The sequence below is a fragment of the Sphingorhabdus sp. genome, assembly GCF_044374345.1.
Classification (GTDB): Bacteria; Pseudomonadota; Alphaproteobacteria; order Sphingomonadales; family Sphingomonadaceae; genus Sphingorhabdus_B.
In genome coordinates, this window is the sequence record NZ_JBILOS010000068.1 from 1 (window position 1) to 11,294 (window position 11,294).

The 11,294-nt window shown below is 53.9% G+C and carries 12 protein-coding genes and 1 tRNA gene; 8 read left to right on the forward strand and 5 right to left on the reverse strand.

Annotated elements, in window-relative coordinates:
- Both ACIQ5B_RS07860 and ACIQ5B_RS07865 read left to right on the forward strand, forming a co-directional pair.
- Positions 1 to 486, forward strand: a 486-nt coding sequence (locus ACIQ5B_RS07860; RefSeq protein WP_397598527.1) for an ATP-binding cassette domain-containing protein, incomplete at its 5' end; no start/stop codon positions are given.
- Between the two features lie 281 nt (positions 487 to 767).
- Positions 768 to 1,259 carry a hypothetical protein gene (locus tag ACIQ5B_RS07865; RefSeq protein WP_397598528.1) on the forward strand — a complete coding sequence of 164 codons (492 nt, stop codon included), beginning with the start codon at positions 768 to 770 and terminating at the stop codon, positions 1,257 to 1,259.
- Positions 1,260 to 1,522: 263 nt separating this feature from the next.
- Here the strand turns inward: ACIQ5B_RS07865 and ACIQ5B_RS07870 are convergent, their stop codons facing one another.
- On the reverse strand, positions 1,523 to 1,774 hold the full coding sequence (locus ACIQ5B_RS07870; protein WP_397598529.1) for a hypothetical protein: 252 nt from the start codon (positions 1,772 to 1,774) through the stop codon (positions 1,523 to 1,525).
- A gap of 251 nt (positions 1,775 to 2,025) precedes the next feature.
- On the opposite strand from ACIQ5B_RS07870, the gene ACIQ5B_RS07875 reads away from it, so the two are divergent.
- The 3 genes from ACIQ5B_RS07875 (at position 2,026) to ACIQ5B_RS07885 (ending at position 5,223) form a co-directional block, all read left to right on the forward strand.
- Positions 2,026 to 2,418 (forward strand): hypothetical protein, encoded by a 393-nt coding sequence (locus ACIQ5B_RS07875; RefSeq protein WP_397598530.1) that lies wholly within the window; start codon positions 2,026 to 2,028, stop codon positions 2,416 to 2,418.
- An 803-nt stretch (positions 2,419 to 3,221) separates the two neighbouring features.
- Complete coding sequence (locus tag ACIQ5B_RS07880; protein WP_397598531.1) at positions 3,222 to 4,802, forward strand: alkaline phosphatase; 1,581 nt, start codon at positions 3,222 to 3,224, stop codon at positions 4,800 to 4,802.
- Positions 4,803 to 4,902: 100 nt separating this feature from the next.
- On the forward strand, positions 4,903 to 5,223 hold the full coding sequence (locus ACIQ5B_RS07885) for a hypothetical protein (protein WP_397598532.1): 321 nt from the start codon (positions 4,903 to 4,905) through the stop codon (positions 5,221 to 5,223).
- A gap of 70 nt (positions 5,224 to 5,293) precedes the next feature.
- Here the strand turns inward: ACIQ5B_RS07885 and ACIQ5B_RS07890 are convergent, their stop codons facing one another.
- Together ACIQ5B_RS07890 and ubiA are read right to left on the reverse strand one after the other, a co-directional pair.
- Positions 5,294 to 6,313, reverse strand: a complete 1,020-nt coding sequence (locus tag ACIQ5B_RS07890) for an aldo/keto reductase (RefSeq protein ID WP_397598533.1) — start codon at positions 6,311 to 6,313, stop codon at positions 5,294 to 5,296.
- Between the two features lie 12 nt (positions 6,314 to 6,325).
- Positions 6,326 to 7,237, reverse strand: a complete 912-nt coding sequence (gene ubiA / locus ACIQ5B_RS07895) for a 4-hydroxybenzoate octaprenyltransferase (RefSeq protein WP_397598534.1) — start codon at positions 7,235 to 7,237, stop codon at positions 6,326 to 6,328.
- 84 nt (positions 7,238 to 7,321) lie between these two features.
- On the opposite strand from ubiA, the gene ACIQ5B_RS07900 reads away from it, so the two are divergent.
- From ACIQ5B_RS07900 to ACIQ5B_RS07910, 3 genes are all read left to right on the forward strand, one after another.
- The gene (locus ACIQ5B_RS07900; RefSeq protein ID WP_397598535.1) at positions 7,322 to 8,065 is read left to right on the forward strand and encodes a 16S rRNA (uracil(1498)-N(3))-methyltransferase; all 744 of its coding nucleotides are present in this window, start codon (positions 7,322 to 7,324) and stop codon (positions 8,063 to 8,065) included.
- 107 nt (positions 8,066 to 8,172) lie between these two features.
- Positions 8,173 to 9,546 carry a glutamate--cysteine ligase gene (locus tag ACIQ5B_RS07905; protein WP_397598536.1) on the forward strand — a complete coding sequence of 458 codons (1,374 nt, stop codon included), beginning with the start codon at positions 8,173 to 8,175 and terminating at the stop codon, positions 9,544 to 9,546.
- Positions 9,547 to 9,651: 105 nt separating this feature from the next.
- A tRNA-Trp gene (locus ACIQ5B_RS07910) sits at positions 9,652 to 9,727 on the forward strand.
- A gap of 15 nt (positions 9,728 to 9,742) precedes the next feature.
- Here ACIQ5B_RS07910 and ACIQ5B_RS07915 read toward each other — a convergent pair.
- Both ACIQ5B_RS07915 and ACIQ5B_RS07920 read right to left on the reverse strand, forming a co-directional pair.
- Complete coding sequence (locus ACIQ5B_RS07915) at positions 9,743 to 10,129, reverse strand: hypothetical protein (protein ID WP_397598537.1); 387 nt, start codon at positions 10,127 to 10,129, stop codon at positions 9,743 to 9,745.
- Positions 10,130 to 10,192: 63 nt separating this feature from the next.
- On the reverse strand, positions 10,193 to 11,098 hold the full coding sequence (locus ACIQ5B_RS07920) for a DUF808 domain-containing protein (RefSeq protein WP_397598538.1): 906 nt from the start codon (positions 11,096 to 11,098) through the stop codon (positions 10,193 to 10,195).
- Positions 11,099 to 11,294 lie beyond the last annotated feature (196 nt).

An 11,294-nucleotide genomic window follows, 5' to 3' on the forward strand; every position in this document is an offset into this window, starting at 1 on the left:
TCGATCGCCGACGTGCTCGACATGACGGTGGAGGACGCGGTGGAGGTGTTCAAGGCTGTCCCCCCGATCCGCGACAAAATGGCGATGCTGGCGGAGGTTGGGCTTGGCTATGTCAAGGTCGGGCAACAGGCCACGACCCTATCGGGCGGCGAAGCGCAACGCGTCAAACTCGCCAAGGAACTCAGCCGCCGTTCCACCGGCCAGACTTTGTACATTCTGGACGAGCCCACCACCGGCCTGCATTTTGAGGATGTCCGCAAACTCCTCGAAGTGCTCCACCGTTTGGTGGAACAGGGCAACAGCGTGGTGGTCATCGAACATAATCTCGACGTCATTAAGACCGCGGACTGGATCATCGACCTCGGCCCCGAAGGCGGCGTTAAAGGCGGCGAGATTGTCGCCGAAGGCACGCCCGAAGATGTGGTAAAGGTCGCGGCAAGCTACACGGGGCATTATCTCAAACCCATGCTTGCCAAAGGCAAGTAGGGGTTTGCCCGCCGACGTGTCCGCCGTAGCCTTGGCGAAGGCGGATGCTGGAAAAGGCACGCTGAGGCTGTTGAAACACCCACCGTCATCCCGACACCACTACCCGTCATCCTGAACTTGTTTCAGGATCTTAATTCCGACCGCCGACAAAAAGTAAGATGCTGAACCAAGTTCAGCATGACGAAGATAGAGATCGTGGTTGGAAAAGGCCTCCCGTCCATAAACCAATTGCTGATATTCACAAAAATTGACAATTGGTTCGTGACGTGCAATCGTTGAGCATGGCCCGTTGTAAACTAGACCCCCGCAGGGCAAACACGCTCCTCGATAACAATGCCTTCGAACATTCTGATCAAAACCAAGTTAATCGACTGCTGTCGTTGATAGCGGAAGGAAGAATAACACTGATCGTGCCGCATGGAGTGCTATCGGAAATTGCCCATCCAAATACCCCCATTCAGATTAAAGACATGATGTCTGTACAATTATTCACAGAGGAAGTTGAAAGTTGCTCAACTGAAGAACAGCAGATCGCCCGTATCGACGCGGTTCTGCAAGGTAACGCAAGAAAAGGGCGGCATTCTGCCGATGCAAAACATGTATTTGAAGCGGCAAAATACGGTGGATATTTCATAACACATGACACCCGCATTGTGCGGAAAAAGCGACGCGAATTAGAAGCAATGCACTCAAACCTCAGCATCGTGACGCTCGATGAGTATCTGATGATCTATGATCAGTTCGCTGGCGAGAACGGGTCGGACGATTCTTAATCCTCATCGGAATAACGGTGACACTTAAGATATACGCAGGGTATGCAAAACCCTTAGCTCAGAGATGTTTTAAGAACGGGACCTACCAATGACAAATCTTAGGTTATCAAAATGGGTCAAAGGAGTCCTAGTTTACTTGGCATGCTGCTCTTTTTTTTGCAGCCGATGCTGCTAGATTGATTTCGTACGACTCAAATCTCAACGTTATTTGGTGGATTGGATTTGTAGCTACATTTCCGATACGTACGATTTTCCAATTTACGTCATCCTGTATTTAAAAATGCCTGACGATAATTAAATAAATCATTAGGATTTAGATAAATAATGGATAAATTATTTAAATTGTCAGTGCTATTTTTAGCAATATTTCTATGTTTTATTGCTATTATATATAGCATTAGATATGATGAAAAATTATATATTGCTCCAGATACATATCTTTTTATAATAATAGTTCTGTCTGCATTTACATTAAAATATCGATCATTATCGTTATTAATCGCTTCTACAAACATAATATACGGCGCGCATATCTGTTTTTTTATTTTATATTCTCCAATAACATTTATTATTTTTTTAATGTCTAGTTTATTTTACATAATTTATTTTCGGATGAATTAAATATTGTAAGTTATAGACATTCGATGTTGGTAATGATGCATTCATGGAGCATATCAAAGCACTAAGTGGACGCGATCCTCGTGCACAAAAGCGGGGCCCACGACGGAGGAGCAATTAAGTGCACTGTCACCGTAATCCCATTTTAATGTTCAGAATCATATTAGTCATTTTTCTATTTGGCTGTTCGGCAGGATCGAATAAATTGCGGGCTGTTTCGCCTGATGAATATTTTAGCGTTGATAAATGTTGGAAAAATGAGAGTGGAAACTTTAGTGCTATCATGGTTCTCACGAACCAAGAAGAAAGTCATATTCCTTACTTTATTTCTCGCACATGTGATGTTGTTGATAGTGCATACCCTAAGGGAACGGCCTTTCTGAACTATCTAAATGCAGTAAGTGTTTCGGGAGACAACGGTGAACTTGCTAAGAACGGTTATCTAAACAAGCCATTATCATCAAATTTTATTACTCATCTCCCGTTACCTGACGCTGGCGATAAAGTGTATATTTTCGAAGGTACATTAGAAAAAAAATGAAAAATGGGTTTGCATATTATGAAATTACTGGTGTTGACGTCTTTAAAGATACAGGTTTAACTTTTCAAGAAATCACATCCCTCACTCCGCGTCAGCGGAAGAATCTTGGGATGAATTAGGAAATCAAGTGCACTGACGCCGCAATTCATGAGAATTTTGACGGCATGTTAGATGACGCTCGGGCTCCAACGATGATCGACAGTGTAGAAGATTTCTACTCACGCCATGGACCTAAATGATTTATGAAAGAGCTATATATTTTTCTGTTCGTTATTATCCAGTGCGGACTTACTATTGGCTTGCACCTTTCTTTGATACGTTGGAAGGGGCTTAGCTTTGGGTGGGGCCTCTCAATATTGATTGGATTATCCTTCCCTATATCAACTTTTTTGGTCGGCTTCCTGACATCTGAATTCATTTATCGAAACCCGGGATTCGGGATGCTTTTGGCAATTATCGGGATGGCATCACTTATCGCGTTGCCTTTCACCGTCGCGACCTCAGTCATTTTGAAGACACGACTCGGAAGGCCAAGGTCCTAGCTTTTCCCCCCTGTAGAACTCCCCAGCTCCTTCACCGGATCGCGCCTCGCAATTTGGGAAGCCTTAATTCCGGTTACACGGGAATTACGGTGACAGGTAGGACACCCCCTCAACTCCTCTGCGCCTCTGCGTGAATCAAAATCCTTCCCAAACACCACCACTCCCCCTCCCTCGCCAAAATCGCCCCCATAAACCGCCACTGTCTTGCGCCAGTCATCATCGTCTGCGATGTGTGGGCCTGAAACATTTTTGGAGAGTAAAATGCGTAAAGTGTCGCCGTTTGTGTCCGCTGGCCTGCCTGTGTCTTTGGCGTTGGCGTCTTGCCTGATCGGTGCGCCGGTTGTCGCGCAATATGCGGCGACGCCGGATCCTGCGGCGGCGACGGCGGCGGCTCCCCTGCCCCCTGCGCGGCCCATTGGTACGCCGCCGCTGACGACCAGTGACGATTATCTGAAGGCTGGCGCAGCCGAGCTTGCCCGTTTGGAGGCGGATACGCCCAACAATCGCAAGGCGCGCAATGTCATCATGTTCATCGGCGACGGCATGAGCATCACCACCCTGACCGCCGCGCGCATTTTTGAAGGGCAGCAAAAGGGCGTCGATGGCGAATCCTATGTCGCGCAAATGGACCGCCTGCCGCACACCGCCTTAGTCAAAACCTATTCGCATGATGGCCAGGTGCCCGACAGCGCGCCGACCGCCACTGCCATGATCTCCGGCGTCAAAACACTGAACGGCGTTCTGGGCGTTGGCCCGCAAGCGGTGGAGGACAATTGCAAGGCGACCGAGCCCTTTAAGGTCAAATCATTGTTCGAAATGGCCGAGGACAAGGGATATGCCACCGGCATCGTGTCCACCGCGACCATCACCCACGCCACGCCCGCATCCACCTATGCCCATGTCGCGCAACGCGATTGGGAAGTGGACGCGAATATGCCCGCCGCGGCAAAGGCCGAAGGCTGCACCGACATCGCCCGCCAAATGGTCGAATGGCCGCATGGTGATGGATTTGAGGTTATGTTGGGCGGCGGACGCCAGCATTTCATGCCCAACACGGCGGCTGACCCCGAATATGCGGGCAAAAAGGGCAAGCGCGCCGATGGTAAGGACCTGATCGCCAATTGGCAGGCCGCCAACCCCAAAAGCGCCTATGTCTGGAACAGCGAAGGCTTTGCCGCGGTGGACGCGAAAAAGACCGACAAGCTGCTTGGCCTGTTCGAACAATCGCATATGCAATTTGACGCCGACCGCACCGCGAGCGGATCAAAAGAACCCTCGCTCGCCGAAATGACGACGAAGGCGATCGCGATGCTGTCCAAAAACCGCAAGGGATATGTCCTGATGGTCGAAGCGGGCAGGATTGACCATGGCCACCATGGCGGCAACGCCTATCGCGCGTTGCAGGACACGGTGGCGCTGAATGATGCGTTGAAGGCGGCGATGGACACTGTCGACCTGCGCGATACGTTAATCGTCGTCACATCGGACCATAGCCACACATTTACCATGGCGGGATATCCCGAGCGCGGGAACCCCATCCTTGCCCCCGTGGTTGACCAGAAAGGCAAATCAACCTTGGCCTTTGATGGCAAGGGATATACAACCTTGGGCTATATCAACGGCCCCGGCGCGGTCACGACATTGCCCCGCACCGACCCGTTGAAAGAAGATACGCAGGCGCTGAATTATCGGCAGCAGGCGTTGATCCCCACCGGTTCCGAAACGCACAGCGGCGAAGATGTCGTCGCCCGCGCCGCCGGGCCAAAGGCGCATTTGTTCAAGGGCACGATTGAACAGCACACGATATTCCAAATCATGCGCGCGGCCCTGGGTTTTAAATAAGGCGGCTTTAAATAAAGCGGATTTATATGGGCGCGCGCTTGTAAAGCAACGCGCGCTGCCCACATCTGCTGTTCGGGGGTTTCTGGACAAAGGAAAAGCCATGAAACGGATATTATCGGTCGCTGTTCTGTCGCTCGCGCTGGCCGCGTGCGGCGAAGGCAGCGCGTTGAACGACACGGTTAAGGTCAGCGTGCGCGAATCCATCGTCGCCACCTGCACCACCGCCGCGAGCGAGCAAATTCCCGAAGGCATTGGGGTCGACGTCAATCAGGTCTGCGGTTGTGCCGCCGACAAGGTGATGGATGGCAAAAGCATGTCCGACCTTGCCGCCAATCCGCCCAGCCCGTCCGAAGGCATGGCCAAATTGCAGGCCTGCTTGAAAGAGCTTGGGCCCGTGACGGTCAATCCCGCCGCAGGATGAAGCGCATATAAAGACCCCGCCCGGGGGATGGATCCGGACGGGGCTTTGCTACGGCCAGACGGGTTTGACCTCACCCCATCGGGTACAAAATTTCTTTCGTCACCTTGTGAATGGCGGTCATCACGTCTGCGCTGAGTTTTAGGTCAATCGCGGCGAAAATATCGTCCAATTGATCTTCGGTGCTGACGCCCACAATCGTGGAGGCGACAAAGTCATGCTGCTTTGACCATGCGGTCGCCAGCGTCACCGGCGACATGCCGGCTTCCTTGGCAATTTCCACGATCCGCATCGTGCTTTCCAGCGCCCGTGGTCCGGCAAAGCGTTGCGCCATTTCGGCCTGACGTGCGCCCGTCATTTCCAGATAGCGGGAGAAACGAGCGCCTTCGGGGCGCGCGCCGTCCAGATATTTGCCCGACAAGACGCCGCCGCCCAATGGCGAATATGGGAGCAACGATACGCCTTCCTGACGGCAGACTTGTTTCAGTTCATCTTCGAACCGGCGGTTGTTGATGGAAAAGTTATTCTGAATGCTGTGATAACGTGCCGTGCCCAAACGCTCCGATGTCGCAAGCGACTTCATGAGGCCGTAGCTGGTTTCGTTGGAGCAACCCAAAACGCGGACTTTTCCGGCGCGGACCAGATCGTCGAGTGTTTCCATCGTTTCGTCATAGTCGGTGCCATGGTCTGGCCAGTGGGTCTGGTACAAATCGATATAATCGGTCTGCAGACGGCGTAGGCTTTCCTCAACCGCGGTGACGATGTTGTGACGATCAAGCGCGGTCATCCCGCCGCGCTTTGGCGACTTGAACCATGTATGGCTTGGGCCCGAAACCTTCGTGGCCATGATGATGGCATCGCGGTTTTTGCCCTTCATCCAGCGGCCGACAATGTCCTCTGTCCGGCCGACCCATTTGATGTCGGGCGGCACAGGATAACCTTCGGCGGTGTCGAAAAAGTTGATGCCGGCGTCCAAACAACGGTCGAGTATGCGGTGCGCCGCCGCTTCATCGGTTTGCGACCCGAATGTCATCGTCCCCATGCAGATATCTGAGACGTAAACGGCACTTTTGCCAATGCGACGATGTTCCATATTCTTCTCCCCCTAATATTGTCCGGCCGCACCAACGACCAAAAATGCGAGCGCCGCGAGTAAACCCGTCATGCGGTTCGACCTGAAATGGCCAAGGGCATTGCTGCCATCGGCCTGTAATGACGCCACTTGCATAACCAGATGAAAGGCAGCGGGAACGAGCGCGACCAATGCCTGCTGCTCCGGCCGAACGCTCCATATCGCCATGCCCCAGCCGGAAAGCGCAAGGAGATAGAATATAGCCACCCCTGCCCGCACGCTACCGCCCAAACGCAAGGCGCTCGACTTAATCCCCACCAGCGCGTCGTCTTCGCGGTCCTGCATGGCATAGATCGTATCATAGCCCACCACCCAGAATATCGTGCCTGCATATAGCCAGAACATCGCTACATCGGCCTGCCCCGCAATCGAGACCCAGCCCACCAACGCGCCCCAGCTGAACACTAGCCCAAGCCAAAGCTGGGGCCACCATGTGATGCGTTTCATAAATGGATAGGCCGCGACCAGCAGTAGGCTTCCCAACGCCAAAAGCTGCGCATTCAGGTTCAACTGCAGCATCACAATCAAACCCACCAGCGCCAGCATCAACAGCCACGCCCAAGCCGCTTTGCGTGAAATTAACCCGCTGGCCAGCGGGCGGTTTGCCGTGCGGGCAACCTGTGCATCCAAATCACGATCAATGATATCATTATAGACACAGCCCGCGCCGCGCATCGCCACAGAACCGAGCAACATCCACAGCGCCAAATCCCATCGCGCAATCAGCCCGCCCGATAGCGCCAAGCCGAACACGCATGGCCAGAACAATAGCCACCAGCCGATCGGCCGGTCAAAACGTGCCAGCAACGCAAAGCCCCGCAGCTTTGCCGGGAGCAGTTTCATAATGCCGGTATATTCGCTGTCGGGCACAAGTTGTGTGGTCATAGCAATGCCCTGCCAAAATTTATCCTGTTCGTCATCTGGAAGTTGGCAGATGACGGCGCGGAGTTTTGTGTTTATGCACGCGCCATGCCCGCAACACCCGCCTGGCCCCCAAAATCAACGCCGCGGCTGTTTGTCAAACAGCCGTTGGCCGAGGGCGCGACTTTAAACATTAGCGGTAACAGCGCCCATTATCTGATCGGCGTGATGCGATTGAAAGAGGGCGCACCTGTTAAATTGTTCGATGATGTTTCGGGCGAATATCTGGCGACCGTCACCGAAACGCACAAACGCGACCTTATTCTGACCGTGGACGCCAAATTGCGCGACCGCGAATTCACCCCCGACCTTTGGATCTGTCAGGCGCTCATCAAAAAAGACCGGTTTGACTGGATCGCCGAAAAAGCCTGCGAGCTTGGCGTTGCCCGATTTGTACCCGTGCTGACGGCACGCTGTGTTGTCGACAAGCTGAAAGACGACCGGCTTCGAGCGCATATGATCGAGGCGGCAGAACAATGCGAGCGGACCGCCTTGCCCGTGATTGACCCGCTTGCGCGCATCGACGCGCTGCTTGGGAAATGGCCAGCAGACCGAACGCTATATTTCTGCGATGAACGCGGTGGTGAACCTTTTTCGGGCGCGATCCGCCCCGGCCCCGGCGCTGTCCTGATTGGACCCGAAGGCGGATTTACCGATAGTGAAAATGCCGCAATCCGCGCGCATCCGTGTGCGCGGCCAGTGTCACTGGGCCCGCGCATCTTGCGCGCCGATACCGCCGCTGTTGCCGCGATTTCTGTGTGGATGTCCAAAAATGGCGATTGGACGGCTTAGTCCCCTGTGATGCCGGGCACGCACCGCGATGCGCCTTTACCGGCGCCCCGTAACCGTGCTGACGGAATTTTCTGGCAATATAGACGCTACATTTCTAAACCGCGCGCATGAGCACAAAAACTGTTTCGGACCGCGACGATCCCGTCATTGAAACGCGCGATCAACTCATCGCCGCGATTGCCAAGGGCGAAAAGCCTAAGGACCGCTGGCGCATTGGCACCGAGCATGAAAAATTCGTCTATAACCGCACGGATCATCATGCGCCGTCCTACGACGAGCCAGGCGGCATCCGCGATCTGTTAATGGCCATGACCGAATTTGGCTGGGAACCCGTATACGAAAACGGCAAGGTGATTGCCATGACCGGTACCGATGGCGCCGTCAGCCTTGAACCCGCAGGCCAGCTGGAACTATCGGGTGCCCCGCTTGAAAACCTGCATCAGACATGCGCCGAAACCGGGCGGCATTTGAAGCAAGTGAAAGCCATTGGTGACAAGACCAACACCAGCTTCTTGGGTCTTGGGCTTTGGCCCGACAAGACGCGGGCGGAATTGCCGATCATGCCCAAGGGCCGCTATGACATCATGCTGCGCCATATGCCGCGCGTGGGCAGCATGGGCCTCGACATGATGCTGCGCACCTGCACGATTCAGGTCAATCTTGATTATTCAAGCGAAGCCGACATGGCCCACAAGTTCCGCACCTCGCTCGCGCTTCAGCCACTGGCAACCGCGTTGTTCGCAAACTCACCCTTCTTGGAAGGCAAGCCAAACGGTTTTCTTTCTTACCGCAGCCACATCTGGTCCGACACTGATCCGCAGCGCACGGGCATGCTGCCGTTCGTATTCGATGAAAACTTCGGATATGAGCAATATGTCGACTATATGCTGAAGGTGCCGATGTATTTCGTGTACCGTGACGGCAAATATATCGATGCATCGGGGCTGGATTTCCGCGACTTTTTGAAAGGCGAACTTTCGGTGCTGCCGGGCGAAAAACCGACCGTTTCCGATTGGGAAGACCATATGTCGACCGCCTTTCCCGAAGTGCGGTTGAAAAGCTTCCTGGAAATGCGCGGCGCGGATGGTGGGCCATGGAACCGCATCTGTGCGCTGCCCGCATTCTGGGTCGGCTTGCTGTATGATCAGGGCGCGCTTGATGCTGCTTGGGATGAGGTAAAGCATTGGACGATGGAAGAACGCGAAACGCTGCGCAGTGCAGTGCCAGCGCAAGGCCTGAATGCAGCGATACCGGGTGGCGGCAAGCTCCTTGATCTTGCCGGACGTATTCTTGATATCTCATCATCAGGACTTGCCGCACGCAACCGCCTGAATGCCAGTGGCGACAATGAAACCGGCTTTCTGGACCCGCTGCGTGAAATCGTTGCCAGCGGCAAGACCGTCGCGGAGCAAATGCTCGACAAATATCACGGCGAATGGGCCGGTGACATCTCCCGCGTGTATGACGAGATGAGCTTCTAAATTTCCGACAATATCATGCAATAACGGGGCGGGTGTGCGAAAGCAGGCTTGCCCCGTTCGCATATCGGCGTTAAGGGCCCAATTCTTCGCTGAAAAGCGGAGTGCAGGAGTTTAGCTCAGTTGGTAGAGCATCGGTCTCCAAAACCGAGGGTCGTGGGTTCGAGTCCCCCAACTCCTGCCATTTTATTGGTATCACCTATAATTTGGCCTCTTCGCGGATCTTCATCCGCCAGCCCCATATACTCAACATAAACATCGCAGCATTCGATCCGAAATCTAATGCCATCCAGCGGTTCAAAATCGGCAATTCATATACAAAATAATAGTTGAAGCCGAAGAACGGCAGCAGCGCGACGGCATAAGTCAGAAACGATGCGCGCGTGAACCGGCTAAACCAAATGAACAGGCCGCCCAAAACGGCTTGTGCGCCGAAACAACCAATAAACAGCGCACTGGTCGCGCTCAAATGTTGGTACGCCGGATTGATTGTCATCCGTTCGACCATATTGGGTGCAAACAAGCACCAGCCGCCCAAACCAAAATAGGGCAAAGCGATAAGGCGTTGAATGTGGATAGACTGCATACAATTCCTCCGTGTCATCAACCGTAGAGCAACTGGTTACCGCCAAGGCGTGATGGGCTGCCTTCAATGCGCCTTGCGCTTGGGCAGCATGTGATGGGCCAAGACAATCACGGCGCCAATGGCGAGCCCGACGACTCCGCATAATGCGGCATCCGCAATCCAGGCCAACGCGCCCTCATGCAGGCCGAAAAACTCCGCGGGGTGGATGCCAAAGCCGTGGACGATGATTTGTCCGCCGACCCATAGCATTGCCGCGGTGCCGATGGTTGATAAGGCGGCGAGCAACTTTGGCATGCCCTTCACCAGACCGCGACCAATGGCCTGCGACCCGCCATTTTCACGCTGGGCCATGTGCAGGCCGATGTCGTCCATTTTAACAATCAACCCAACCACGCCGTACACCGCAATCGTGATGGCAATCGCGACAAAGGCTAACACGCCTGCCTCAAGCCAGATTGACGTTTCGGCAAGGCTTTTCACTTCGTTCAGCGCAATCGCCATGATTTCTGCTGACAAAATGAAGTCGGTCCGCACCGCGCCCTTCACCATATTTTGCTCATGCTCGGCGCTGGTCAATTCCGCGAGTTCTTCGACCAAACTCTCTTCTTCATGCGGGACCAGTTTTTCCCAGACCTTTTCGGCGCCTTCGAAACACAGATAGGCGCCGCCCAGCATCAAAATTGGTGTAATCGCCCATGGCAAGAACAGGCTCAGCAACAACGCAACCGGCATAATGATGACCAGCTTGTTGAAAAACGAACCTTTCGCAATACGCCAGATTATCGGCAATTCGCGGTCGGGGGTGAACCCAGTCACATATTGCGGGGTAACCGCTGTGTCGTCGATGACCACACCTGCGGCCTTGCTGCCTGCCTTGCCCGCGGCAGCGGCGACATCGTCCACAGAAGCCGCAGCAACCTTGGCGATTGTCGCAATGTCGTCGAGTAAGGCGGCAAGACCGGATGGCATGTGGACAAATTCCTTGATGTGATGAAGCGTCGAGGGATAACCAAAAACGGCAGCAGTTCAAGGCTGTTCAGAACGGGTGCGGGCGATGGGTGCATTCCCAAAGCCACTTGCCTCGGGCCGAATCCATCGCTAAAGGCCTAGTCTTTCCGAAATCGGAACCTATATCGCTCTCGACCCGCCGGTCGGAGCGCTGGCG